Raw genomic sequence first — 24,768 nt, forward strand, 5'->3', positions numbered from 1 at the left:
CTGCGGGGAGGCGTGCCGCGAGGACCGGCACGGGTGGGTCACAGGCGGCACCCCCCGGCAGGCGGCGGGCGCACCGTCCGCCTCCGCATGTGCGTGCTGTCGGGTGCCGGGCTCCCCGTCCCGCCTCCGCATGATGGCCGCTGTCGGGTGCCGGGCTTCCCGTCCGTATTCGGCGTGCGGGGCGACACCGGGGTGCCGGGCTCCCTGTCCGGCTTCGGCCTGCGGGGCGACACCGAGGTGCCGGGCTCCCCGTCCCGCCTCGGCGTGCGGGGCGACACCGGGGTGCCGGGCTCCCTGTCCGGCTTCGGCGTGCGGGGCGACACCGGGATGCCGAGGTCCCCGTCTGGCCTCGGCCTGCGGGGCGACACCGGGAAGCCGAGGTGGCCCCGCACGGCGGTCGGGGCGTGAGGGGTGATGCCGGGTACCGGTCGGTGTGAGTGGGGGAGGGGGGAGGGGGCCGGACGGGCGGGGTCCCGGCCCGGCGACCGTAGAATCGCCGGGTGAACGCCCCCGCCTCTCCCGCCGAGACCCTGCGCACCGCCCTCGCCGGCCTCCTGGACGGCCTGCCCCCGAAGGCGGCGGCGCAGTCGGTCGAGCGGCTGATCGCGAACTACCGGGGCGCCACCCCGACCCACGCGCCGATCCTGCGCGACCGCGCGGACGTGACCGCGTACGCCGCGTACCGGATGCCCGCCACGTTCGAGGCGGTCCGTGCGGCGCTGGACGCCTTCGCGGACGCCGTGCCGGACTGGACGCCGGACAGCCACGTCGACGTCGGCGGCGGCACCGGTGCCGCGACCTGGGCGGTCAGCGCGACCTGGGAGGGCGACCGCCCGGTGACGGTCCTCGACTGGGCCGAACCGGCGCTCGCACTGGGCCGCGACATCGCCGCCGCGAACCCCGCCCTGAAGACCGCCGAGTGGCGCCGCTCTCGTATCGGATCAGCGCTCACCATCGAGAGCACTGATCTCGTCACGGTCTCCTACGTCCTCGGCGAGCTGACCGAGGCCGACCGCGCCAGTGTCGTGGACGCCGCCGCGACCGCCGCCCGGACCGTCGTGATCGTCGAGCCCGGCACCCCCGACGGCTACGCCCGCGTCATCGAGGCCCGCGACCGCCTGATCGGCGCCGGCTTCCGGATCGCGGCGCCCTGTCCGCACAGCGCCGCGTGCCCTCTCGTGCCGGGTGAGGACTGGTGCCACTTCTCGGCCCGGGTCAGCCGTTCCTCCCTGCACCGCCAGGTCAAGGGCGGCTCCCTGGCGTACGAGGACGAGAAGTTCAGCTACGTCGCCGCCACCCGGCTGCCGGCGACACCGGCCCCCTCCCGCGTCGTGCGCAGGCCGCAGATCCGCAAGGGGCAGGTACTGCTCGACCTGTGCGCCTCCGACGAGGTACTGCGCCGGGAGACGGTGACCAAGCGCCACGGCGCCCTGTACCGCGCGGCCCGCGACGCGGACTGGGGCGACCCCTGGCCGCCGGCCGAGTAACCGGACCCGCCCCGGCCGCCGAGCCGGGCCCTCGCGCACGAGGCTGGGACCCCGCAGGCTCTGCCCCTGCCCTACCGCTGCACCGAGCCTGTCCCACACCCGGTGGCGCCCGGCCCGTACCCGGGTAAGCGGCGGCGCCCCCGGCCCCACACCCAGGGGCGCCCGGCCCGTACCCGGGCAAGAGGGGTCGCGCCCGAGGACTCCCGCACTCCACCTCGCCCCAGCCCGGCCCACACCCAGGCAGGCGGAGCCAGCGGCTCCTGACGCTTGCCCCGGGCCGGACCCCGCCCCGGGGCAAGCGGCCCCTCAGGGTCCGCCCCTACCTCCCCGCACCCCCGCCGTCACCGCCACCCCCGCTCCCGCTCCCGCTCCCGCCTCCGTCCTTCTCCGGACGAGAGCCGTCCTCCTCCTCCGTCACCCGCGCCCCCGCCCCACCGGCGTCCTCTCCGTGCCCCGCTCCCGTAGCCCCGACCCCCGGGGCCCCAGCCCCCACGGCCTCCGCGCTCTCCCCGCGCCCCTCCCGCAGCCTGCGCAGCAGCTCGCGCTTCTGGGACTGGGGGTCGACGCCCCCGCCGATCCGGCCGCCGCTGCCGCCACCCCGCAGGGCCGAGCGGCCCAGCTTCTGCCGCGTCCCGCCGACGCCCAGCATGTTTCCGTCTCCGCCTCGTGCCATCACCGGCTCCTGTCCCTCTCTCACACCTATACGAGACGTATCGTCTCGCCAACTCCCTCCACTGTCAGCGAGACGTGCCGTCTTGTCAACCTGTTACATTCGGCCCATGGTCCAGAAGCCCGCCCCCGATTCCACCCGTCGCAGCGAGAGGTCGCGTCGCGCGATCTACGACGCCGCCCTCGCCCTCGTCGGCGAGGTCGGCTATCCCAGGACGACCATCGAGGGCATCGCCGCCCGCGCCGGAGTCGGCAAGCAGACGATCTACCGCTGGTGGAACTCGAAGGCGGACGTGCTGCTGGAGGCGTTCCTGGACCTCGGCGAGCAGGCCGCCAGGGCCGCGGCGCAGCCGGGGCAGGACCCGCAGCAGCCGTACGGCATCCCGGACACCGGGGATCTGGCCGCCGACCTGAAGCTGGTCCTGCGGGCCACCGTGGACGAACTGCTCGATCCCCGCTTCGAGGCCCCGTCGCGGGCGCTCGCCGCCGAGGGCATCGTGGACGAACAGGTCGGCGCCGAGTTCGTGAGCAAGCTCCTCGAACCGCAGCTCCAGCTCTACGTCCGCCGGCTGCGTTCCGCGCAGGACCAGGGGGTCGTACGCCCCGAGGTCGACCCCCGGATCGCGCTCGAACTCTTCGTGGCCCCCCTCGCCCAGCGCTGGCTCCAGCGGACCGGGCCGATCACGCACGCGTACACGGACACGCTCGTCGACTACGCCCTCTACGGTCTCGCCCCGCGCTGAACCGACCGCAGCACCCGCAGGACGTGCCGGGCCCTGAGCGCCCTCGCGCTCCTGGCGGCCTTCGCGACCCTGGCGGCCCGCACCGGGTGGCGGGCGAGCCGGCCCGGCGCGTCCGTGATGATCCCGTTGCAGCCGAGCCCGAGGGCCCGGTCGCGCTGGGCCGGGGTCACCACGGTGTGCGCCCAGACGCGGGGGATGCCCGACACCGTCGCCCGGACCAGGTCGGCGTCGCGGGCCTTGTGGTCCACGTCGAGGAGGTCCACGAAGGGCGCCCAGCGCTCCGGCCGGTCCCGGCGCATCTGGTCGGCCGAGCGCCACAGCTGCGCGATCAGCCCCATGCGGTGGGCGCGCCGGGCCACCTCGGGACGGTTGGAGTTCACGAACACGGAGCGGGTCAGCCCGCGCGCCCGCAGCAGCCCGGCGAGGGCGCGGAGGCTCTGCGGGTCCTTGGCCTCCAGCATCAGCACGACGCGCCCGCCGAAACGATCCAGCACCTCGTCCACGGTCGGCGGCCGCTCCGAGCGCCAGCTGCCGGGGAGCGCGTCCTTGGGCCGCAGCCGCACCCCCTGCCAGTCCCGCAGCGTGAGGTTGCGCACCGGGCCGCCCAGATAGGTCGTGCGGTTCAGCGTTTCGTCGTGCATCACGACCATGTGGCCGTCGCGCAGCATGCGGGTGTCGAAGTCGAGGACCTGGGCCGTTCCGCGCTCGTAGGCCGTCATCAGGCCCGACATGCTGTTCTCCGGGACCTCGCGGGCGCCGCCGCGGTGGGCGACGTGGACGACGCGGGGGAGTCCCGCCACCGTCAGGGGGCGGGCGCCCCACTCCAGCGGGGTCAGGACGCCGCCCGGCGCGGCCAGGGCCAGCGAGGTGAGACCGGCGATACCCGTGAGCGCAGTCCGTGTGACCATGGCGACCACGGTAGGGGGATAAATACCATCAAACTATGCATTGACACTCGATCCGGGGCCGTGACCGGACCGGCCCGCCGACCCCGGATGCGGGCTCCGGCTCCCCAGGGCGCAGGATGGTGGGACCATGAAGCGATGCTGTCCGCACCACGGCAAGGCGAGGGGATAGATGAGCGCGGAGTTCGGCGGCCGTTCCGGCCGGCAGGGCAAGATCTCCCAGTGGCTGCGCGGCCGTCGCCCCAAGGAGACCGCCGACGCGGGCGGCCGTGAGACCCTGCTGCTCGCCGCCGCCGGTGCCGGGCTGCCGCTCGCGCCCGCCGCCCACCCCGCCGGATACCGGTGCTCCTGTGACCGCGTCGGCTGTCCCACGCCCGCGCGGCACCCCGTCTCCTTCGCCTGGCAGACGCAGTCCACGACCGACCGCGGCCAGATCGAGCGCTGGGCCCGGCACCAGCCGCAGGCCAACTTCATCACCGCGACCGGCGTGGTGCACGACGTCCTCGACGTGCCGCTCGACGCGGGGCGCGAGGCGCTGGCGCGACTCCTCGCCGCCGGCATCGAGGTCGGGCCGGTCGCCGAGACCGGCGACGGACGCATGCTCTTCTTCACCCTCACGCGCGGCACGCCGGAGGACGAGGACGAGTGGTGGCCCTGCGAGCTGGACTGCCACCCGGAGACGATGGACGAGCATCCGGGCCTGCGCTGGCACTGCCGCGGCTCGTACGTCCTCGTGCCGCCGGCGCAGCTGCCGGGCGGCCTGTCGGTCGACTGGGTGCGCGGCCCCGAGCACGCGCTGCCCGATCCGCTGAGCCTGCTGGAAGTGCTGACCGACGAATGCGCCCGCTCCGTGGGGGACGGCTCGGACCAGCTCGCCGCCTGGCCGCACGGAGGCTGACCTCGGCGGCTACTCGCCGTGTGCCGCCGTCAGCCCCTGGATCCGGCTGACGAACTCCACCTTCGGTTCCGCCGCCGTCCGCGGCGGGTCCAGGACCGCCTGGTTGGAGACGAACTCCAGGGTGAGGGACTGCTTGACCTCGCCGGTCAGCAGCGCCTCGATGTTCGGGTCGGTCACCTCCAGGTCGACACCCTGAGCCGCCGTCTGCTTCTCGAAGTGGCGCGTGCTGAAGAACACCAGCGCGCCGCCGTCCGCCGTGCGCAGCCCGACCGGGGCGTAGTCGCCGGCCGTCAGCGGCTCGTCGACGTACTGCCGGGCGAGTCCCGGCTTGCTCGCGTTCTTCTTACGCAGGGACCGCCAACCCGAGGTGTGCGTGCCGGGCGCGAAGTCCTCGCCGCCGCTCTTCAGGTAGCCCGCGTACGAGGTGCTCAGCTTCGCGGGCGTGACCGCCAGCCGTCTGTCGCCGGGCGTGACCGGCTCGGCCCAGCCGTCGGCGTCCTTCGCGAACCGGGGCACGTCGTCGGCGGCCAGGACGGTCAGGTACGAGACCTGCCACACGTCGTCCGCGTCGCCGCGGGTGAAGACCAGCAGCCAACGGGAGTCCGGGGCGCCCTTGTTGGCCTTGGTGTCGGCGAGGAACCAGCGCGGCCAGCCCGCCTTCTTCGGTATGGCGAAGCGGGCGTCCGTCAGTTCCAGCGGCCGGTGGGCCGGGTTGCCCGACGGGGTGTTGGCGTGACCGGCCTTGAGCTTCGCGCCGTCGATGGCGGCGAGGGGCCCGGTGATCCGTCCGGCGTCCAGGGAGGGGTCGTACGCCTTGTCGGCCTTGTTGTAGGCGGACGTGAAGTCCTTGAGGGCGCGCGCCGCTTCGGACTTCTTCGCGCCGGGGAGGACCTCGCGCTCCCCGTGCACCACCACGCACCCGCTCGCCGTGACGGACAGTACGATCCCGGCCGCCACCACCGGCGCGGACCGCCTCAGCCTTCCAAGCCTGCTCATCGGGTCCCTTCACCTTCCCCGTTCCCGGGCCCGAACCCTACCGGGGAGGACGGGGGCGGCGGGCGCGGGGACAGGGTACCGGGCCCGCATCGTGACCCGGGGCCTGCCGGGGAACGGGCGCACCGCCTCGGACCGGCTCCCGGCCCCGTGCCGTGCCGTCAGTTCCGGTCGGCCACCGCGCCGTCGGCCGCCGGCTGCGGCTGCCCGCCCGCCGGCTCGGGCCTGCCCGCGCCGCGGCCCGAGGGCCACAGGAAGATCAGCAGGGTCGGTACCAGGTACAGCGCCCACACGACGACCTGGAGGACGGTCGGGTCGGGCTGGAAGTTGAAGACGCCCTTCAGCAGCGTGCCGTACCAGCTGGTGGGCTCGATGGTGCCGCTGATGTCGAAGGCCAGGTTCGTCAGGCCGGGGATCCAGTCGGCCTCCTGGAGGTCGTGGACGCCGTACGCGAGCACACCCGCGGCGACGACGACGAGCATGCCGCCGGTCCACGTGAAGAACTTCGCGAGGTTGATCTTCAGGGCGCCCCGGTAGAAGAGCCAGCCGAGGAGGATCGCGGTGGCGAGACCGAGGGCGACGCCGATCAGCGGGCGCGGTGTCCCGTCGCTCGCGGCGTGCACCGACGCCCACACGAACAGGGCCGTCTCCAGGCCCTCGCGGCCGACGGCGAGGAAGGCGGTGGCGACGAGCGCGCCCGTGCCCATCGCGAGCGCCGCGTCCAGCCGGCCGTGCAGCTCGGCCCTCAGATGCCGCGCCGTGCGCCGCATCCAGAAGACCATCCACGTCACCAGGCACACCGCCACGATCGACAGCGAACCGCCGAGCGCCTCCTGCGCCTGGAACGTCAGCTCCTGCGAGCCGAACTCCAGGGCGCAGCCGAAGCCGAGGGCGAGGGCGACGGCGACGCCGATACCGGTCCAGATGGGCCGCAGGGCGTCCCGCCGGCCGGTCTTCACCAGGTAGGCGATGAGGATGCACACGACGAGGCTGGCTTCCAGCCCCTCGCGCAGGCCGATCAGATAGTTGCCGAACACGGCTACGCCTCCTCGGAGAACAGCGCCCGGCCCCACCAGTCGTCCTTGTCCCGGACGCCGGGGGGAACCGCGAAGACCGCCGAACCCACGTGCTGGATGTACTCGTTGAGCGCGTCGGTGCGCGACAGGTTCCGCTGGACCGGGATGAAGCCCTTGCGGACGTCGCGCTGGTACGCGAGGAAGAACAGCCCCGCGTCGAGGCGGCCGAGGCCGTCCGTGCCGTCGGTGAAGGAGTAGCCGCGGCGCAGGAGCGTCGCCCCGTCGTTGGAGTCGGGGTGGGCGAGCCGGACGTGCGCGTCGGGCTTCATCGCCTTCAGGAACGGCTCGTCGCGCTCCTTGGCCTTGCCGACGGGGGCGCCCTCGCCCTTGTCGCGGCCGAAGACGTCCTCCTGCTCCAGGAGCGAGGTGCGGTCCCAGGTCTCGATGTTCATCCGGATGCGGCGGGCCACGAGGTAGGAGCCGCCCTTCATCCAGTCCGGGCCCTCGTCCTCGACCCAGACGAACTTCTTCAGCCGGTCCGTCTCGGTGCCCGCGATGTTGCGGGTGCCGTCCTTGAAGCCCATCAGGTTGCGCGGGGTCTGCGCGTCGGGCGTCGTCGACGAGGTCTTGCCGAAGCCGAGCTGGGACCAGCGGATGGCGACCTTGCCGAAGCCGATCCGGGCGAGGTTGCGGATGGCGTGCACCGCGACCTGCGGGTCGTCCGCGCACGCCTGGATGCACAGGTCGCCGCCGCTGCGGGCCTTGTCCAGGTTGTCGCCGGAGAACTTCGGCAGGTCGACCAGCGCCTCGGGCCGCCGCTCGCGCAGTCCGAACTTGTCGAAGAGGGACGGTCCGAAGCCGATCGTCAGCGTCAGCCTGGACGGCTTGAGGCCCAGCGCCTCACCGGTGTCGTCCGGCGGGGCCTCGGCGAGACCGCCGTAGGCGCCCTCGCCGACCGCGTGCCCGGCGGTCATCCGCGCGGCGGCCCGCGTCCAGTCCTTGAGGAGCTGGACGAAGGCGTCGCGGTCGTCGGTCTTCACGTCGAACGCGGCGAAGTGCAGCCGGTCCTGCACCGCGGTGGCGATACCGGCCTGGTGCGGGCCGTGGAAGGGGACCGCGGCCCCCGTCTCGGCGCCGGCCGGGTCGACGTCGTTGCCGGCGCGCGTCATCGCGACGGCACCGCCCGCCGCGGCGGCGCCCAGGGCGAGCCCAGCCCCGCCCCAGCCGATCAGCGAACGCCGGGAGGGTGTCCGCGATGCGCTGTCGGCGGCGGTGCCGGAAGTGGTCCGATCGGTGTCCGTCATGGGCCCCTCGCTCACTTGACGACGGCGGCGGCGAGCTTGGAGAGCGGCTCGGCGAGCGCGTTGACCGCGTCCGAGAGCTCCTTCTGGTCGGCCTTGCCGACCTTGTCGTACGAGACGAAGTCGTACGACGTCTTGTCCTTGCGGTAGGTGTCGAGCAGCGTGTTCAGCGCGGTGAACTGCTTGTCGAGCTCCTTCGTCAGCGCGGCGTCGTTCTCCGCGGCGACCGGCTTCAGCAGCTCGTACGCCTTCTGCGCGCCCTCGACGTTGCCCTTGAAGTCGACGAGGTCGGTGTGCGCGTAGCGGTCCTCCTCGCCGGAGACCTTGCCGGTGGCGACCTCGTCCAGCAGCTCCTTGGCGCCGTTGGCCATGGAGGTGGGGGTGATCTCGGCCTTGCCGACGCGCTTCTGCCAGTCCGTCAGGTCGGTCACCAGCAGGTCGGCCAGCTCCTTCTCGCGGTCGCCGATCTTCTTGTCCTGCCAGAGGGACTTCTCCAGGCGGTGCCAGCCCGTCCAGTCCTTCTCCGGGTCCTGGCCCTCCTCCAGGCCGTCCTCGCGGACGTCGACCTTCGGGTCGATGTCGCCGAAGGACTCGGCGACGGGCTCGGTGCGCTCCCAGCCGAGGCGCGAGTCCGCGTACAGCTTCTTGGCGCCGTCGAGGTCGCCGTCCTTGATGGCCGCGGCGAACGCCTTCGCCTTCGGCAGCGTCTCGTCGGCCTGCTCCTGCGCGTACTCACGGTAGGCGGCGACGGCCTTGTCGAGGCGCGGGTCGCGCTTGGCGACCTTGCTGCCGCCGGTGACCGTGAGCTTCTGGCGGACGCCGTGGCCCTTCATGCCGGGGCGGCAGGCGATCTCGTACGAGCCGGCCTTCACCTCGGCGGTCAGCGTGTACTTGGTGCCCGGGCCGATGTTCTCCTTCTCGGAGACGATGCGGTCGTCGGGGAACAGGATCTCGACCTCGGTGGCCTTCAAGCCCTTGTTCTCGATCTTCAGCGTGACCTGGCCGGCCGGGACCGACGTGGCGGAGGTGTCGCACTTGGCGTCCGCGGCGGTCACCTGGATCGCGCCACTGCCGCCTTTCGCGTCGCTCTTCTCCGTGCAGCCCGTGACGGCGGTCAGAGCGGCCGCGGTGGCGGCTGCGGTGACGACTGAGAGTCGGACGGCTCGCATGAAGGCTCCAAGTGAAAGGACGGACAGACCGCGCGGAGTGACGCGCGGCATGGGTGAGGCTGGCCTAACTTATCTGAGGCTTGCCTCAGTGATACCCGCGCGTCCGGTGATTCAGCTCTCACAGGAAGCTCATGGACACGGCCGGATCACGGTGGCCAAAAGCAGACCCCATGGGACGGTCAAGCACAGGTCAAAGGCTCCTGACTGCCGCCGCACCGGGCCCGGGGACCGCGGCCGTCCCGCGGGGGGCGCACGGGCGTGTGGCCGGGGTACGCGGCCTCGCGTACGCGATCCGGACGGCATGAACCTGCCGTACAGGGGGTGTTTGAATGCGCGGGTGACTGACTTCGACGTACTGCGCGTCTTCTGCGGACCCGGCGGCGGACACGGCAACCAACTGGGCGTCGTCCGTGAGGGATCGCATGTGCCGGACCGCGGCAAGCGGCAGGCCCTCGCCGCCGAACTCGGCTTCAGCGAGACCGTGTTCGTCGACGATCCGGAACGCGGTGTCATCGACATCTACACGCCCGGCCTGCGGCTGCCCTTCGCCGGGCACCCCTGCGTCGGTACGGCCTGGCTCCTCGACGTGCCCGAACTGGTCACGCCCGCCGGGGTGGTGGGCACCCGGCTCGACGGCGAGTTCAGCTGGATCGAGGCCCGGCCGGAATGGGTCCCGCCGCGCACGCTGCGGCAGTACGCCTCGGCCGCGGAGGTGGACGCCCTGCCCGTCCCGCCGCCCGGGGAGTGGATCTACGCCTGGGCCTGGGAGGACGAGGCCGCGGGCCGGGTCCGCGCCCGCGCCTTCCCCGGCCGCGACGACGGCGTCCGCGAGGACGAGGCCACGGGGGCGGCGGCCCTGCTGCTCACCGCCCGGCTCGGCCGGGCCCTGAACATCGTCCAGGGCGCCGGCTCCCAGATCCTCACCGCGCCGCAGCCGGGCGGCTGGGTCGAGGTCGGGGGCCGGGTACGGCTGCTGCGCCGCTGACGACGCCGCACGGCGTCGCGCGAAGCGCGCCGACGCGGGCAAGCGGTTCCCGCCGACGCCGTCACACGGCAGACGCTTCTACGGCACCACGCCACCGGCGCCCCCGCGTCACTGTGCCTCCGGGCCAAGCGCCACCTGCGCCCCCCGTTGTCACCCGGCCACCGGCGGCTCCGCGTCACCCGAGCCTTCGGGTCACCCGCGCCACCCGCACCGCCGGGCCACCGGCGCCTTCGCGCCACCCGAGCCTCCACGTCACCCGGGCCACCGGGCCACCGGCGCCCCAACGCCACCCGTGCCGCCGGTGCCTCCGCGCCACCCGGGCCTCCACGTCACCCGGCCTTCCGCGCCACCCGAGCCTCCGGGTCACCCGGGCCACCGGCGCCCCAGCGCCACCCGCGCCCCAGCGCCACCCGCGCCTCCGCGCCACCCGGGCCTCCACGTCACCCGGCTTCCCGGGTCACCCGGGCCTCCGCGCCACCCGGGCCTCCGCGCCACCCGGGCCTCCGGGTCGGCGGCGCCTCCGGGCCCCCGCGCCACCCGGGCCACCCGTGCCTCCGCGTCCCCCGGGCAACCGGCGCCTCCGCGTCACCCGCACCCCCGCGCCCCCGCCCACCGCCCGTGCCGGCCAGGACTCACGCCGACAGGGGGAACTCCTCGCCCAAGGCGTGGAAGACCGCGGTGTTCAGCGCGAACGCCCGTCGGCACTCGGCGACGATCCGCTGCTTCTCCAGGTCGTCCGCCGGAAGCGCGTCCAGCAGTCCGCGGTACTCCCGCTTGAACGCGGCCGGGTTGGCGATGTCCTCGAACACGTAGAACCGGACGCCGTCGCCCTTGCGCGCGAAGCCCCAGGTCCGCTCCGCCCCGCCGCGGATGATCTGGCCGCCGGAGAGGTCGCCCAGGTAGCGGGTGTAGTGGTGCGCCACGTAGCCGCCGGGCCACCGCCGGGCGCACTCCGCGACCCGCGCCGCGTACGCCCGCGTGGCCGGCAGCGCGTCGAGCGTCGCCCGCCAGCCGGGACCCCGGAGATGGGCGAGGTCGCGCTCCAGGGCGGCGCGGCGCAGCAGCTCGGGCCGCACGAAGGGGCCGGCCACCGGGTCGGACGCCAGCCGCCCGGCCTCCGCCTCCAGTGCCTCGTACACGAACCAGAGCTGCTCGGTGTAGCGCGCGTACGCGTCGACGCCCAGCCTGCCGCCGAGCAGGTCGCCCATGAAGGACGAGGTCTCCGCCTCGGTGTGCTGCTCGTGCGAGGCGGTGCGGATCACCGAGGAGAAGGCGGTGTCCGCCGGGCCCGTGGTGGCCGACGCGTTCATGGGGACCTCCGGTGCCGGGGCGGGATGCCCGCATCCTCTCGGGTTAGGGTTACCTAAGTCAATGGTTTCCCGACGCCCTGTCGGTAAAACCGTACCCCGGTGGCGCCCGGTCCACCCGCGGGCAGCGCGAAGGGCCCGCCTGCGACCAGGACGGGCCCTTCAGGTGCGGATTCGGGGCGGGGCTACGGCAGCGTGAGGATCTCGGCCCCGCTGTCGGTGACGACCAGGGTGTGCTCGAACTGGGCCGTCCGCCTGCGGTCCTTCGTCACGACCGTCCAGCCGTCGTCCCACATGTCGTAGTCGTGCGTGCCGAGCGTCAGCATGGGCTCGATGGTGAACGTCATCCCGGGCTGGATCACGGTCGTCGCGTGCGGGCTGTCGTAGTGCGGGACGATCAGCCCGGAGTGGAACGACGAGTTGATGCCGTGACCGGTGAAGTCCCGCACCACCCCGTACCCGAAGCGCTTGGCGTACGACTCGATGACTCGCCCGATGATGTTGATCTGACGGCCGGGCTTGACCGCCTTGATGGCGCGGTCGAGGGACTCACGGGTCCGCTCGACGAGCAGCCGGCTCTCCTCGTCGACGTCGCCGACCAGGTAGGTGGCGTTGTTGTCCCCGTGCACCCCGCCGATGTACGCCGTCACGTCGAGGTTGACGATGTCGCCGTCGCGCAGGACGGTGCTGTCCGGGATGCCGTGGCAGATGACCTCGTTGACCGAGGTGCACAGCGACTTGGGGAAACCGCGGTAGCCGAGCGTCGACGGGTAGGCGCCGTGGTCGCACATGTACTCGTGGGCGACCCGGTCCAGCTCGTCCGTCGTGACGCCCGGGGCGATCAGCTTCGCGGCCTCCGCCATCGCCCGCGCCGCGATGCGCCCGGCGGTCCGCATCGCCTCGATGGTCTCCGGAGTCTGCACCTCCGGGCCGGTGTACGGCGTCGGGGCGGGCTTGCCCACGTACTCGGGACGCCTGATGTTTCCGGGCACGGAACGGGTGGGAGAGAGCTCCCCTGGTACGAGCAGCGACTGGCCAGACATGCCAGCGAGTCTAACCAGCGGCCATGGGGGAACATGTCCCTGGCGAGAGGAGCTGGTCATGGCCCTGTTCAAGAAGCGGACCGTCGGCAAGCCCGGCGAGTGGTACTACTGCCTGGAGCACAAGAAGGTCGAGGAGGGCCCCGAGTGCCCCGCCAAGGACCGGTTTGGCCCCTACGCCTCCCGCAGGGAGGCCGAGCAGGCCATGGAGACCGCCCGGGAGCGGAACCTCGAATGGGAGAACGACCCCAAGTGGCACGACTCCACGGCCCGGGGGGCGGACGAGGGCTGAGCGGGACGCACGCCGTACGCCGCCTCGGGGCCGGCCGCACGCGCGGCCGACCCCGAGGCGGTCGTCCGCTCGGCGCCGGGCCCCGGAGCGTCCCGGGGTCTCAGGAGTCGGCGCCCGTGACCGCCCCGGTCCCGCGGAGGTCGCGCAGCCGCTTCGCGTGCTCGTTCGTCCGCACGTCGTACGTCATCAGCTTCGGCAGACAGAGCGCCAGCAGCCCCACCGCGCCCACGCAGATGGCGCCGCCCGCCCAGATCGACGTCCGGACGCTCGTCCACGCCGCCATGGCTCCCGCGCGGACCTGGCCCAACTGCGGGCCCGCGGAGTAGGACAGCAGCTCGATCCCGGCCAGCCGGCCCCGCAGCTCGTCCGGGATCGTCTGGTTCCACATCGCCGCCCGGAAGATGCCGCTGACCATGTCGAAGCCGCCGCCGAGGACGAGGCACAGCAGCACCAGCCACACGTCGTGCGCCGCGCCCGCCGCCACCATCGCGAGTCCCCAGCCGGCGGCCGCGAGGACCACCATCCGCCCGTGCCGGTGCACCCGGGAGGTCCATCCGCTGGTCAGCGTCACGAGCAGCGCACCGGCGGGCAGCGCCGCGTACATCAGGCCCAGCGACCACTCGGCGTCCAGCTCGTCGGCGAGGAACGGCAGCAGGGCGAGCGGCATCGCGAAGAACATCGCGGCGAGGTCGACGGCGTAGGTGCCGAGCAGCTCCTTGCGGCCCCACGCGTACCGCGCCCCCTCCGCGATCGAGCGCAGCGACGGTTTCACGGCCTCGTGGGCGGCCGGCGAGGCGGCGAGCCCGACGACCAGCGCCACCGATACGGCGAACGTCAGCAGGTCCACGGCGTACGCCCAGCCCAGCCCCGCGTACGCCACCACGACGCCCGCCAGTGCAGGGCCCGCGACCCCGCCGACCGTCCAGCGCAGCGAGTTGAGGGAGGCGGCGGCCGGCAGGTGCTCGTGCGGGACGATCCGCGGGACGAGCGAGTCCAGGGCCGGGCGCTGGACCGCGCCCAGGGCGGAGGACAGCGCGGCGACCGCGTACAGCGGCCACACGGCCGGCTGCGGCAGCAGCGCGTTGACCAGCAGGCCCGCGCACAGCAGGCCCTGGCCGACCTCCGTGTGGACGATCAGCGCGCGCTTGTCCAGGGCGTCGGCGAGGGCCCCGCCGTACAGCCCGAAGACGATCATCGGGACGAGTTCCACGGCCCCGATCGCCCCCACCGCCACCACCGAGCCGGTGAGCGCCTTCATCTGCACCGGCAGGGCCACCAGCGTCAGGAAACTCCCGAAGTTCGTGATCAGCCCCGCCAGCCACAGCCGGCGGAAGTCGGCGGAGCTGCGCCAGGGCGCGAGGTCGGGGAGCACCGAGCGCCATCCCGGGGGAGCGGCGGAGCGCGGGGCGGGGGCGTCGTCGGTCACAACGGGCCATGCTCGGCGCCGGGCCCCGTCGCGGGCAACCGGTTTTGTGGCCCGGCCCGGCGCCCTACCAGCGTGCCGGCGGGGGCGAGGTCAGCTGGTCGGCCAGCCGGGACAGCCGGTCACGGAAACGCCGCCGGCCCCGGCGCACCGGCAGCGAGTTCTCCCCGGCCGCCGCACTGACGAGATGCTGGACCGTGTCGAGGTCGAGCTCCTGCCCGGCCGGGACGGACAGCGACTCGTGGGCCATCGCACGCAGATCGCCGCCGCCCTCGCCCTCGTCGAGCGCGAGCACCGTCGCCCCCGCCCGCCGCGCGTCCGAGACCCGCTCGAGGAGCGGCGCCCCGGGCGCCTCCGGGGACACCACGAGCAGCGTCTCGCCGTGCCGGGCGGCCTCGATCCGGCCGAGGCCCACCGCGAGGTGCGCGGGGTCCGAGGCCCGCGCCCCGTGCCGGACCAGCGTCGGCGACAGCTCCGGGGTCCCCGACCAGGCCGCCTCGTCCACCAGGTGCGCGGCCAGGTGCCAGGGCTCGTAAGCGGCCGTCCCCACCAGCAGCAGCCCGCCGCCGTGCGACACGACCGACCCCCGCAGGGCACCGGCGAACCGCCGGGTGGCCCCCAGCCACTCGGTCCCGGCGAGCACTTCCCGCAGCAACGCGACCCGTACGGCGTCCATGTGCACGCATCCTGCCCCAATCGCGTACTCGTCAGGCCGAGTTCACCGCGAATTCGCCCGCACCGGGCAAGGGCAACGACCGCTGCTCACCCGAGGAGCCCGACCCAGGAGCCGCCCATGACCGAGGCAAGCATCCCCTTCCGCGCGGGCCACGAGGGGTACGCGAGTTTCCGGATCCCCGCCGTCGTCGCCACCGCCGCCGGCACCCTCCTCGCCTTCTGCGAGGGCAGGGCCGGCTCCGCGCGCGACCACGGGAACATCGACATCGTGCTGAAGCGGTCCGCCGACGGCGGCCGCACCTGGGGCCCCCTCCAGGTCGCCGCCGCGAACGGCGACGACCTCGCGGGCAACCCCGCCCCCGTCGTCCTCGACACCGGCCGCATCCTGCTCGTCCACGTCCGCAGCGCGGCAGGCGCGAGCGAGGACGCCATCCTGCGCGGCAAGGTGAAGGCCGCCGACGGCCGCCGCGTCTGGGTGCAGCACAGCGACGACGACGGGGTCACCTGGTCCGCGCCCCGGGAGATCACCGGCCAGGTCAAGAAGGCCGGCTGGCGCTGGTACGCGACGACCCCCGGGCACGCCCTCCAGCTCAGCACCGGCCGCGTCGTCGTCCCCGGCAACCACACCGTGCCGCCCACCGGCCGCGACAACGGCACGGAGGCCCGGTACAACAGCGGGCACTGCCTGCTCAGCGACGACCGCGGCCAGACCTGGTACCTCGGCTACGTCGACGAGAACACCGACGGCTACGTCAACGTGAACGAGACGACCGCGGCCGAACTCCCCGACGGGCGCGTCTACTTCAACACCCGCAACGACTCGCCGTCCCCGGGCGACCGCGCCGACGCCCACTCCCGCGACGGCGGCAGGACCCTGGAGAAGCCCTTCCGCCCGCAGGCCGGCCTCGTCACCCCCGTCGTCCAGGGCAGCCTCCTCCAGCTCCGCGACCCCGACCTGCTGCTCTATTCCGGCCCGGCCGCCCCCGGCTTCCGCGCCCTGATGACCCTGCGCGCCTCCGCGGACGGCGGCACCACCTGGCGGCCCGTCCACACGGTCGACGGGCTCCCCGCCGCGTACTCCGACCTCGTCCGCGTCGACGCGGAGACCGTCGGGCTCCTCTACGAGACCGGCGACTTCGGCGCGTACGAGACGATCACTTTCCGCCGCGTCCCGCTGACCGCCCTGACCTGAGCGGCATCCCGGGGGTCACCGCACGTAAAGTCGGCCCATGACCTCTACCGACAGCGCCTCCACCGCCCGTGCCGAGAAGGCCCCCGCCAAGGACCCCTTCGACCTGCCCGACGTCTCCGGGTTCGTCGTCGGCGTGCTCGGCGGCACCGGACCGCAGGGCAAGGGCCTCGCCCTCCGGCTCGCCCGGGCCGGCCAGAAGATGATCATCGGCTCCCGGGCCGCGGACCGCGCGCGCGGCGCCGCCGAGGAACTGGGGCACGGCGTCGAGGGCGCCGACAACGCCGAGTGCGCACGGCGCAGCGACATCGTGATCGTGGCGGTGCCGTGGGACGGCCACGGCAAGACGCTGGAGGCCCTGCGCGCGGAACTGGCCGGCAAGCTCGTCGTCGACTGCGTCAACCCGCTCGGCTTCGACAAGAAGGGCGCCTACGCCCTGAAGCCGGAGGAGGGCAGCGCCGCCGAGCAGGCCGCCGCCCTGCTGCCCGACTCCCGGGTCACGGCCGCCTTCCACCACCTCTCCGCGGTGCTCCTCCAGGACCCCGAGGTCGAGGAGATCGACACCGACGTGATGGTCCTCGGCGAGGAGCGGGCGGACGTGGAGATCGTGCAGGCGCTCGCCGGACGCATCCCCGGGATGCGCGGGATCTTCGCCGGACGGCTGCGCAACGCCCACCAGGTCGAGTCCCTGGTCGCGAACCTGATCTCCGTGAACCGGCGCTACAAGGCCCACGCGGGCCTGCGGCTGACCGACGTGTAGGAGTCGCCGGGGCATGGGGGACACTGGATGCCGTCACACCACGTCCGTCTGTCAGGAGCCGCCCCCCATGCCCCGCCTCGCCCTGTACGCCCTCGTCGTCTGCGTCCTGTCCGCCGCCGCGGCCGTGGTCTCCTTCGTCCAGGGCAGCCTGCTGGGGATCGTGTGGGTGCTGCTCGCCGGTCTCTCGTCCAACATGACCTGGTACTACGCCCGCCGCGCCCGCCTGCGCGACGGCTCCGCCTCCGCGGGGCCGACCGCCTGAAGCTGACGGGCTAGCGCACGCAGAGCTCGTCGGTGCCCTGCCAGAAGCGGTAGAGGTCCTGGCCGCAGTAGCGCTGGAGGTCGTCGATGCCGAGCCCGCCCAGGATCGCGTGGATCGCGTCGAAGAACACCGCGTTCACCGACGGGATCCACAGCACGGCGAACACGATGAGCAGCCCGAACGGCGCCAGCGGCTCCACCTGGCGGCGGACGTTGTACGACAGCCACGGCTCGATCACCCCGTAGCCGTCCAGACCCGGGACCGGCAGGAAGTTCAGGATCGCCGCCGTGACCTGGAGCAGCGCCAGGAACGCCAGCGCGTACTGGAACTCCGCCGGCACCCCGTCCAGGGCGTCCAGCCAGAACGGCGCCGTGCACACCAGGGCGAACAGGACGTTGGTGAGCGGGCCCGCCGCCGAGATCAGGCTGTGCTTCCAGCGGCCCTGGATGCGGTTGCGCTCGATGAAGACCGCGCCGCCCGGCAGACCGATCCCGCCCATGATCACGAAGATCACCGGCAGGACGATGCTCAGCAGGGCGTGCGTGTACTTCAGCGGGTTCAGGGTCAGATAGCCCTTGGCGCCGACGGAGATGTCGCCGCCGTGCAGGGCGGTGCGGGCGTGCGCGTACTCGTGCAGGCACAGCGAGACGATCCACGCCGCCGTCACGAAGAGGAACACGGCCACGCCGGGCTGCTCGGCGAAACCGGTCCAGGTGGCCCAGCCGGTGACCGCGGTGACGGCCAGGATCCCGAGGAAGACGGGACTGACCGTCCGGTCGCTGCGACGGGAGGCGGCGGTGGTCATGGATCTCCCCATTCTGAGGCGGGGCGTGTCCTGCCCCTCGGTCCGCCCGACCGTACCGGGCGCGGTGGGAAAACGTCTCGCGATCCCCCGCCGGTTCCGGAGAAGGTGGGGGCATGGGGAAACAGCGGGCGGCGGTACGGCGACAGGCGCACGCGCGGGGGCACACCGTCCGCGGGGACGGCCAGGACCGGCCAGTGCTCCCCGGCCCGCACCCCCTCCGCCTTCCCACCCGGCACGATCCCGGCGGCGCGGACCCCCGCGACCGCACCGGGCACGCACCCACCACGGCACCGGAGACAATGGACCTCGTGCGCTACCGCGTCCTCGGCACCACCCGGGCACTCCGCCCCGACGGCACCCCCGTACCGGTCGGCGGAGCGCGACTGCGTGCCCTGCTGACGGTGCTCGCCCTGCGGGCCGGCCGGACCGTGCCGGCCGCCCACCTCGTCGACGAGGTGTGGGACGGCGACCCGCCCGCCGACGCGGCCGGCGCGCTCCAGGCCCTGGTCGGCCGGCTGCGCCGGGCCCTCGGGCCGGACGCGGTCGCCTCGGCGGACGGCGGCTACCGCCTCACCGCCGCTCCCGACGACGTGGACCTGCACCGCTTCGAGCGGCTCGCCGGCGAGGGCGACCGGGCGCTGGCCGACGGCGACCCCGCCAAGGCCGCCGCGGTCCTGGACGACGCCCTCGCCCTGTGGCACGGCCCGGCCCTCGCCGACCTCCCCGACCGGACCGCCGAGTCGGCCCGCTGGGAGACCCGGCGCCTGGACGCCCGCCGCGCCCGCCTCACCGCCGCCCTCGCCCTCGGCCACCCCGCGCAGGCCCTGCCCGAACTCACCGCCCTGTGCGACCTCCACCCGCTGGACGAACCCCTCCAGGTCCTGCGGCTGCGCGCCCTGCGCGACGTCGGCCGCCCCGCCGAGGCCCTCGCCGCCTACGCCTCCGTACGCCGCCTCCTCGCGGACCGCCTCGGCTCCGACCCCGGCCCCGAACTGCGCTCCCTGCACCGCGAGTTGCTGCACCACGGCGAGCGGACCGGCGGCGCGGTCCCCGCCGCGCCCGGCCCGGGGCCCGCACCCCGGCCCGCCCCCGCCGCCGCCCACCCCGGCAACCTCCGGGCCCGGCTCACCTCCTTCGTGGGCCGGGAGCACGACATCGATGCCATCCGCCGGGACCTCGCCGCGGCCCGGCTCGTGACGCTGCTCGGACCCGGCGGAGCCGGCAAGACCCGGCTGTCGCAGGAGGCCGCCGAGACCGTCGGGGACACCGCCCTGGACGGGGTGTGGCTGGCCGAACTGGCGCCCGTGGACGACCCCGACGCCGTCCCCGAGGCCGTGCTCACCGCGCTCGGCGCCCGCGAGACCGTGCTGCGCGGAGCGGGCGCCGAGGAGCTGCGGGCCGTCGCCGACCGGCACGACGACCCCGTGACCCGGCTCGCCGAACACTGCGCGAAACGCCGCATGCTGCTCATCCTGGACAACTGTGAGCACGTCGTGGACGCCGCCGCCCGGCTCGTCGAGCAGTTGCTGGAGCGCTGCCCCCGGCTGACCGTGCTCGCCACCAGCCGCGAACCCCTCGGCGTACCCGGGGAGTTGCTGCGCCCCGTCGAGCCGCTGCCCGAGCCGGTGGCCCTGCGCCTGCTCGCCGACCGCGGAGCCGCGGCACGGCCGGGGTTCCGCGTCGAGGACGACCCGGAGGCCGCCGCCGAGATCTGCCGGCGGCTCGACGGGCTGCCGCTGGCCATCGAACTGGCCGCCGCCCGGCTGCGGATGCTCACCCCCCGCCAGATCGCCGACCGTCTGGACGACCGCTTCCGGCTCCTCACCTCCGGCAGCCGCACCGTCCTGCCCCGCCAGCAGACCCTGCGCGCCGTCGTCGACTGGTCCTGGGACCTCCTCGACGAGGAGGAGCGGGAGGTCCTGCGGCGGCTGTCCGTCTTCGCCGGCGGCTGCGACCTCGCCGCGGCCGAGGCCGTGTGCGGGCCCGCCGCGCTGGAGGCGCTCGGCTCCCTCGTCGACAAGTCCCTCGTCGTCGCGGCCCCCTCGGGGGACGGCGAGATGCGCTACCGCCTCCTGGAGACCGTCGCCGAGTACGCGGGCGCCCGCCTCGACGAGTCCGGAGGGCGCCCCGCCGCGGCGCGCGCCCACCTCACCCACTACCGCGAACTCGCCCGCACCACCGACCCCGAACTGCGCGGCCCCGGCCAGCTCGCCGCCATCGAACGGTTCCGGCGCGAGTACGAGAACCTCCGCACCGCCCTGCGCCACGCCGTCGCCGAACGGGACGAGCAGGAGGCGATCTGCCTGGTCCTGTCCCTCGCCTGGTACTGGCAGACCCGCGACCAGCGCGTCGAGACCCGCACCTGGTCCCGCGAGGTGATGGCGCTCGGCCCCGACCCCTTCACCTCGCCCGGGAAGCCGATCGCCCCGCTCTACGAGAGCTGCACGGCCGCCCCGCCGCCGATGCGGCCCGAGGTCCTCGAAGAAGCCCGGCGCGGAGTCCACCTCGTCCACCTCGCGTGCATGGACATGGACCTGAACGCCTGGCAGACCCCCGAGGCGCAGGAGAAGCTCCGTGCCATCAGCGAGGCCTACCGGCCCGGCCTGCCGCAGACCTGCCGCAGCCCCGGCTACCTCTGGTTCTACGCCGTCCTGCTGACCGGCGACATCGACCGCATGCGCGCCGTCGCCGACGTCACCGTCGCCACCTGCCGCGAACTGGGCTACGGATGGGAACTCGCCGTCGCCCTCCAGATGCGCGCCAACATCCTGGCCAACCGCTCCGACTGGGCCGGCGACGCCACCCGCGACGCCGACGAGGCCCTGGAGATCTTCGTACGCCTCGGCGACGCCTGGGGTGCCGCCGAGGCCCTCTCGGCGCGCGGCGAGGCCCACGAGCGCCACGGCGCCTACGCCCTCGCCGCCGCCGACTACGCGGAGGCCATCACCTACGCCGAACGGCTCGGCGCCCACGCGCAGTCGGCGGTGCTCAGCGCCAGGCTCGGCAGTGTCCTGGTGGAGTCGGGGGAGACCGAGCGGGGCGAGCGCATGCTGCGCGAGGTCCTGGCGAACGGACACGGCGCGGTCAACGAGGCGATGCCGGCCTCCCGCCTCTACCTCGCGATGTGGCTCGGCCGCTCCTGCCGGATCGAGGAGGCCCGCGAGCAGATGCGCCTGCTGCGCTCGGACTTCGCGGCGGTCACCTTCGTGGTGTTCGACGGTTTCGTGCTCGGCGTGGAGGCGTGGCTGGACGCGATGGACGGGCAGTACGCGAGCGCCCGCGAGAAGGCCCGGCAGGCCCTGGTGCGGGCCCAGGACCCGCTGACGCAGATGATCGCGCCGCACATGACCTCGGCCCATCTGGTCACCGCGGCCATCGCCCTCGCCGGATTCGACGGCGGGCGGGACGCCCGTGACGCGGCCCGGCTGATCGGCTCCGCCGACGCGCTGCTGCCGCCGGGCCACGTGGCGGGCCCGACGCAGGACGAGGTGCGGGCCCGGGCGGAGGCGGAGGTGCGGGCCGTGCTCGGCGACGCGGCGTACGAGAGCGCGTACCGCGAGGGCGGCGGGCTCTCCCTGGAGGAGGCCGCCGCCCTCGTGTGACGCGGACCGGGGACCCGCACCCGGCCGGACGTCAGCTCTTCGTCCGGAACTTGTGGATCGCGATCGGGGCCATCACCAGCGTGAGCGCGGCCGTCCAGCCGAGGGTCACCCACAGGTCGTGCGCGACCGGGCCGCCCACCATCAGACCGCGCGCGCTGTCCGCGAGGGAGGACAGCGGGTTGTAGTCGGTGAACGCCTGGAGCCAGCCCGGCATGGTCTGGGTCGGCGAGAAGATGGACGAGCCGAACTGCAGCGGCATCAGCACCAGGAAGCCCATGGCCTGCACGGACTGCGCGTTCTTCATCGTCACGCCGAGGACCAGGAAGATCCACATCAGGGCGGAGCCGAAGAGGGTGGCGAGTCCGACGGCGGCGAACAGGCCCGGCCAGTTCTCGATGTCGAAGCCGACCAGGACACCGACGATCATGAGGATCGTCGTGGCCACCAGCATCCGCATGAGCTCCACCACGATCTTGGCGAAGAGCACGGAGCCCTGGCCGATCGGCAGGGTGCGGAAGCGGTCCATGACACCGGTCTGGAAGTCCTGGTTGAAGCCCGTGCCCACGGCCGTGGCGATGTTCATGCCCATCATGGCCATCAGTCCGGGCACCACGTACTGCACGTACTGCTGCTGGCCGCCGCCCAGCGACTGCCCGATGGAGCCGCCGAAGACGTACACGAACAGCAGGGTGAAGACGACGGGCATCAGCACGGCGTCGAACATCGACTCCGGGTCCTGGCGGATCCACAGCAGGTTGCGGCGGACCAGCGCCCCGATGTGGCGGGCGTGGGCCCGGGGTGAGATCCGGGAGTCGCCCTCGGCGCCGGCGAGGGGGACCTCGGCGGCGGGCGGCGGGGGAGTGGCGGAGCCGCTCCCGGTGAGGGTGGCGGCGGGCGACGGGCGGGCACTCACGCGGAGACCTCCTCGTAGGAGCGGGCGGCGGACTCGTCCTGCGGGGCACTGGCCTTGTGGCCGGTGAGGGACAGGAACACCTCGTCCAGACTGGGCAGTTCGGTGGAGATGGCGGCGATGGTGATGCCGCGCGCGGTGACCGCGCCGACCACGGCGGTCAGTTGCTCGTCGCTGAGGACCGGCACCAGCACGCTGCCGGTCTCGTCGTCCACGATGGTCGTGGCGAGGCCGGTGAGCCCGAGGTCGTCGAACATGGCGGCGAGCGGCCGCAGTTGCAGCGGGTCCACCGGGCGGATCCGCAGCGTGCGGCCGCCGACCCGTGCCTTCAGCTCGTCGATGCGGCCGTTGGCGATGACCTTGCCGCGGTCGATGACCGTCAGCTCGGAGGCGAGCTGTTCGGCCTCCTCCATGTACTGGGTGGTGAGCAGCACGGTGACGCCGTCGGCGACCATGCGCTTGACCTCCTGCCACACCTCGTTGCGGGTGCGCGGGTCGAGGCCGGTGGTCGGCTCGTCCAGGTACAGCACGGCCGGGCTGCCGATCATCGAGGCGGCCAGGTCGAGCCGGCGGCGCATACCGCCGGAGTAGGTGGCGGCGGGGCGCTTCGCGGCCTCGGTGAGCGAGAAGCGCTCCAGGAGCTCGTCGGCGCGGCGGCGGGCCTCCTTGCGGGGCAGGTCGAGCAGCCGCCCGATCATGTACAGGTTCTCCCAGCCGGGGAGCTTCTCGTCGACCGAGGCGTACTGGCCCGTCAGCCCTATCACCCGGCGCAGCTGCCGCGGCTGGCGCAGCACGTCGTAACCGGCGACCGTGGCCCGGCCGGCGTCGGGGGTGATCAGGGTGGACAGGCAGCGGACCAGGGTGGTCTTGCCGGCGCCGTTGGGACCCAGCACGCCGAGGACGGTGCCCTCGCGCACGTCCAGGTCGACACCGTCGAGCGCCTTGGTCTCGCCGTAGTGCTTGACCAGCCCCCGTACGGTGACGGCGTTGCGTGTGCCGTCGGAGGGGTTCTTGTCGATTCGCGTCATGCGGCCACGCTCCCAGCCGCCACCGACAAACGACCGACAGATCACCGACAGGCGGACCGGGCCGCTGTCGGCGGCCGTCGGCGGGCGCGGGATCCCGCCGTCCGGCCCGGGGAAACGGCGCGGCCCCGCCGACGGGGGAAGATCGGCGGGGCCGCTCGGTGCCGCAGTGGCTCGGTGTTCGGTGCCGCAGTGGCTCGGTGCTCACTGCTCGGTGGCCAGTGGCCCGGTGGCTCAGTGGACGGAGTGCTCCTCCTGGGGGAACGTCCCGCCGACCACGTCGTCGGCGAACGCCCTGGCCGCGTTCCCCATGACCTCGCGCAGGTTCGCGTACTGCTTCACGAAGCGGGGCATCTTGCCGCCGGTGAGGCCCAGCATGTCGGTCCAGACGAGGACCTGCGCGTCGGTCTCGGCACCCGCGCCGATACCGACGGTGGGGATGTGCAGCACCCGGGTGACCTCGGCGGCCAGCTCCGCCGGCACCAGCTCCAGGACCACGGCGAAGGCGCCCGCGTCCTGCACCGCCTTGGCGTCCCGCAGCAGCTGCTGGGCCGCCTCCTCGCCCCGCCCCTGCACGCGGTAGCCCATGGAGTTCACGGACTGCGGGGTCAGGCCGATGTGCGCCATGACGGGGATGCCGGACTCCACCAGCAGCTCGATCTGGCGGTGCGAGCGCTCGCCGCCCTCCAGCTTCACCGCGCCGACCCCGGCCTCCTTGACGAGGCGGGTGGCCGAGCGCAGGGCCTGGACCGGGCCCTCCTGGTACGACCCGAAGGGCAGGTCGCCGACGATCAGGGCACGGCTGGTGCCCCGGACGACCGCCGCGGAGAGCATCGTCATCTCGTCGAGGGTGACCGGGACCGTCGTCTCGTACCCCAGGTGGCAGTTGCCCGCGGAGTCGCCGACGAGCATGACCGGGATGCCGGCCTCGTCGAAGACGGACGCGGTCATCGCGTCGTACGCGGTGAGCATGGGCCACTTCTCGCCGCGTTCCTTGGCGGTGGTGATGTCACGGACGGTGATGCGGCGAGTGCTCTTGCCCCCGTACAGCGCCTTGCTGTCGGACGTCCGGCCAGACTCCTGACCCGGCTTCGGGGCAGCCGAAAGCTGCGTCATCGCAACGGCTCCTTCTGTCTGTCATCTCGAGGCGCCCTGACGGCGTCCCCGGATCACCCCCATGGTGGCACCTCGTGCCGACGGAGGCCAGACCGCGCGGAGCGAGCTGTGTCTCCCTCCGGACGACCCGGGACGCTTCGTAAGTTCTTGGCAAGTTCTCCGTAAAGCCATTCCGATACGAGACGGTGTCGTATCG

Annotated in this window: 24 protein-coding genes; 10 read left to right on the forward strand and 14 right to left on the reverse strand. The window is 73.7% G+C overall.

The features are described from left to right. Positions 1–174: 174 nt before the first annotated feature. Together ACWGIS_RS23060 and ACWGIS_RS23065 are read left to right on the forward strand one after the other, a co-directional pair. Positions 175–408 (forward strand): hypothetical protein, encoded by a 234-nt coding sequence (locus tag ACWGIS_RS23060; RefSeq protein ID WP_453364344.1) that lies wholly within the window; start codon positions 175–177, stop codon positions 406–408. A gap of 92 nt (positions 409–500) precedes the next feature. Next, complete coding sequence (locus ACWGIS_RS23065; RefSeq protein WP_453364345.1) at positions 501–1,487, forward strand: small ribosomal subunit Rsm22 family protein; 987 nt, start codon at positions 501–503, stop codon at positions 1,485–1,487. 319 nt (positions 1,488–1,806) lie between these two features. Here ACWGIS_RS23065 and ACWGIS_RS23070 read toward each other — a convergent pair whose 3' ends face one another. After that, positions 1,807–2,160, reverse strand: coding sequence for a DUF6243 family protein (locus tag ACWGIS_RS23070; RefSeq protein ID WP_453364346.1), 354 nt, complete (start codon positions 2,158–2,160; stop codon positions 1,807–1,809). A 106-nt stretch (positions 2,161–2,266) separates the two neighbouring features. Here ACWGIS_RS23070 and ACWGIS_RS23075 point away from each other — a divergent pair, with 106 nt between their 5' ends. Then, the gene (locus tag ACWGIS_RS23075) at positions 2,267–2,899 is read left to right on the forward strand and encodes a TetR/AcrR family transcriptional regulator (RefSeq protein ID WP_453364347.1); all 633 of its coding nucleotides are present in this window, start codon (positions 2,267–2,269) and stop codon (positions 2,897–2,899) included. Here the strand turns inward: ACWGIS_RS23075 and ACWGIS_RS23080 are convergent. Further along, positions 2,878–3,807: a glycerophosphodiester phosphodiesterase gene (locus ACWGIS_RS23080; protein WP_453364348.1), complete on the reverse strand. Its 930-nt coding sequence runs from the start codon at positions 3,805–3,807 to the stop codon at positions 2,878–2,880. The genes ACWGIS_RS23075 and ACWGIS_RS23080 overlap by 22 nt on opposite strands. A gap of 169 nt (positions 3,808–3,976) precedes the next feature. On the opposite strand from ACWGIS_RS23080, the gene ACWGIS_RS23085 reads away from it, so the two are divergent. Next, positions 3,977–4,702 carry a bifunctional DNA primase/polymerase gene (locus ACWGIS_RS23085; protein WP_453364349.1) on the forward strand — a complete coding sequence of 242 codons (726 nt, stop codon included), beginning with the start codon at positions 3,977–3,979 and terminating at the stop codon, positions 4,700–4,702. Positions 4,703–4,711: 9 nt separating this feature from the next. Here ACWGIS_RS23085 and ACWGIS_RS23090 read toward each other — a convergent pair whose 3' ends face one another. The 4 genes from ACWGIS_RS23090 to efeO form a co-directional block, all read right to left on the reverse strand. Continuing rightward, complete coding sequence (locus ACWGIS_RS23090) at positions 4,712–5,698, reverse strand: hypothetical protein (protein ID WP_453364350.1); 987 nt, start codon at positions 5,696–5,698, stop codon at positions 4,712–4,714. 158 nt (positions 5,699–5,856) lie between these two features. Further along, positions 5,857–6,732: an iron uptake transporter permease EfeU gene (efeU, locus tag ACWGIS_RS23095; protein WP_453364351.1), complete on the reverse strand. Its 876-nt coding sequence runs from the start codon at positions 6,730–6,732 to the stop codon at positions 5,857–5,859. Between the two features lie 2 nt (positions 6,733–6,734). Then, positions 6,735–8,015 (reverse strand): iron uptake transporter deferrochelatase/peroxidase subunit, encoded by a 1,281-nt coding sequence (gene efeB, locus ACWGIS_RS23100; RefSeq protein WP_453364352.1) that lies wholly within the window; start codon positions 8,013–8,015, stop codon positions 6,735–6,737. 11 nt (positions 8,016–8,026) lie between these two features. Further along, positions 8,027–9,181, reverse strand: a complete 1,155-nt coding sequence (efeO, locus tag ACWGIS_RS23105) for an iron uptake system protein EfeO (protein ID WP_453364353.1) — start codon at positions 9,179–9,181, stop codon at positions 8,027–8,029. 337 nt (positions 9,182–9,518) lie between these two features. Between efeO and ACWGIS_RS23110 the strand changes: the two genes are divergently transcribed. Then, the gene (locus ACWGIS_RS23110; protein WP_453364354.1) at positions 9,519–10,166 is read left to right on the forward strand and encodes a PhzF family phenazine biosynthesis protein; all 648 of its coding nucleotides are present in this window, start codon (positions 9,519–9,521) and stop codon (positions 10,164–10,166) included. 632 nt (positions 10,167–10,798) lie between these two features. On the opposite strand, the gene ACWGIS_RS23115 is transcribed toward ACWGIS_RS23110, so the two are convergent. Continuing rightward, complete coding sequence (locus tag ACWGIS_RS23115) at positions 10,799–11,476, reverse strand: biliverdin-producing heme oxygenase (RefSeq protein ID WP_453364355.1); 678 nt, start codon at positions 11,474–11,476, stop codon at positions 10,799–10,801. A 182-nt stretch (positions 11,477–11,658) separates the two neighbouring features. Continuing rightward, entirely contained in the window at positions 11,659–12,516 is an 858-nt protein-coding gene (gene map / locus ACWGIS_RS23120; protein ID WP_453364356.1) for a type I methionyl aminopeptidase, read from the reverse strand. 58 nt (positions 12,517–12,574) lie between these two features. Between map and ACWGIS_RS23125 the strand changes: the two genes are divergently transcribed. Beyond that, positions 12,575–12,805, forward strand: a complete 231-nt coding sequence (locus ACWGIS_RS23125) for a hypothetical protein (RefSeq protein ID WP_453364357.1) — start codon at positions 12,575–12,577, stop codon at positions 12,803–12,805. A 100-nt stretch (positions 12,806–12,905) separates the two neighbouring features. Here ACWGIS_RS23125 and ACWGIS_RS23130 read toward each other — a convergent pair whose 3' ends face one another. Next, positions 12,906–14,231 (reverse strand): MFS transporter, encoded by a 1,326-nt coding sequence (locus tag ACWGIS_RS23130; protein ID WP_453364358.1) that lies wholly within the window; start codon positions 14,229–14,231, stop codon positions 12,906–12,908. A gap of 64 nt (positions 14,232–14,295) precedes the next feature. Beyond that, positions 14,296–14,904, reverse strand: a complete 609-nt coding sequence (locus ACWGIS_RS23135) for a hypothetical protein (RefSeq protein ID WP_453364359.1) — start codon at positions 14,902–14,904, stop codon at positions 14,296–14,298. Between the two features lie 117 nt (positions 14,905–15,021). Between ACWGIS_RS23135 and ACWGIS_RS23140 the strand changes: the two genes are divergently transcribed. From ACWGIS_RS23140 to ACWGIS_RS23150, 3 genes are read left to right on the forward strand one after another with little or no spacing between them, the layout of a single operon-like run. Beyond that, complete coding sequence (locus ACWGIS_RS23140) at positions 15,022–16,095, forward strand: sialidase family protein (protein ID WP_453364360.1); 1,074 nt, start codon at positions 15,022–15,024, stop codon at positions 16,093–16,095. A 37-nt stretch (positions 16,096–16,132) separates the two neighbouring features. Then, positions 16,133–16,852, forward strand: coding sequence for an NADPH-dependent F420 reductase (npdG, locus tag ACWGIS_RS23145; RefSeq protein ID WP_453364361.1), 720 nt, complete (start codon positions 16,133–16,135; stop codon positions 16,850–16,852). Between the two features lie 13 nt (positions 16,853–16,865). Beyond that, entirely contained in the window at positions 16,866–17,114 is a 249-nt protein-coding gene (locus ACWGIS_RS23150) for a hypothetical protein (protein ID WP_453364362.1), read from the forward strand. A 10-nt stretch (positions 17,115–17,124) separates the two neighbouring features. On the opposite strand, the gene ACWGIS_RS23155 is transcribed toward ACWGIS_RS23150, so the two are convergent. Next, positions 17,125–17,919: a site-2 protease family protein gene (locus ACWGIS_RS23155; RefSeq protein ID WP_453364363.1), complete on the reverse strand. Its 795-nt coding sequence runs from the start codon at positions 17,917–17,919 to the stop codon at positions 17,125–17,127. Positions 17,920–18,218: 299 nt separating this feature from the next. Between ACWGIS_RS23155 and ACWGIS_RS23160 the strand changes: the two genes are divergently transcribed. Further along, complete coding sequence (locus tag ACWGIS_RS23160) at positions 18,219–21,521, forward strand: AfsR/SARP family transcriptional regulator (RefSeq protein ID WP_453364411.1); 3,303 nt, start codon at positions 18,219–18,221, stop codon at positions 21,519–21,521. A gap of 31 nt (positions 21,522–21,552) precedes the next feature. Here ACWGIS_RS23160 and ACWGIS_RS23165 read toward each other — a convergent pair whose 3' ends face one another. The 3 genes from ACWGIS_RS23165 to panB all read right to left on the reverse strand — a co-directional run bounded on the left by ACWGIS_RS23165 (position 21,553) and on the right by panB (position 24,572). Continuing rightward, on the reverse strand, positions 21,553–22,326 hold the full coding sequence (locus ACWGIS_RS23165; protein WP_453364412.1) for an ABC transporter permease: 774 nt from the start codon (positions 22,324–22,326) through the stop codon (positions 21,553–21,555). Positions 22,327–22,430: 104 nt separating this feature from the next. After that, positions 22,431–23,459 carry an ATP-binding cassette domain-containing protein gene (locus ACWGIS_RS23170; RefSeq protein ID WP_453364364.1) on the reverse strand — a complete coding sequence of 343 codons (1,029 nt, stop codon included), beginning with the start codon at positions 23,457–23,459 and terminating at the stop codon, positions 22,431–22,433. 231 nt (positions 23,460–23,690) lie between these two features. Then, a complete protein-coding gene (panB, locus tag ACWGIS_RS23175; protein WP_453364365.1) occupies positions 23,691–24,572 on the reverse strand; it encodes a 3-methyl-2-oxobutanoate hydroxymethyltransferase in 882 nt (293 codons plus the stop codon). Positions 24,573–24,768: the final 196 nt, after the last annotated feature.

The sequence above is a fragment of the Streptomyces sp. NPDC054842 genome, assembly GCF_053611025.1.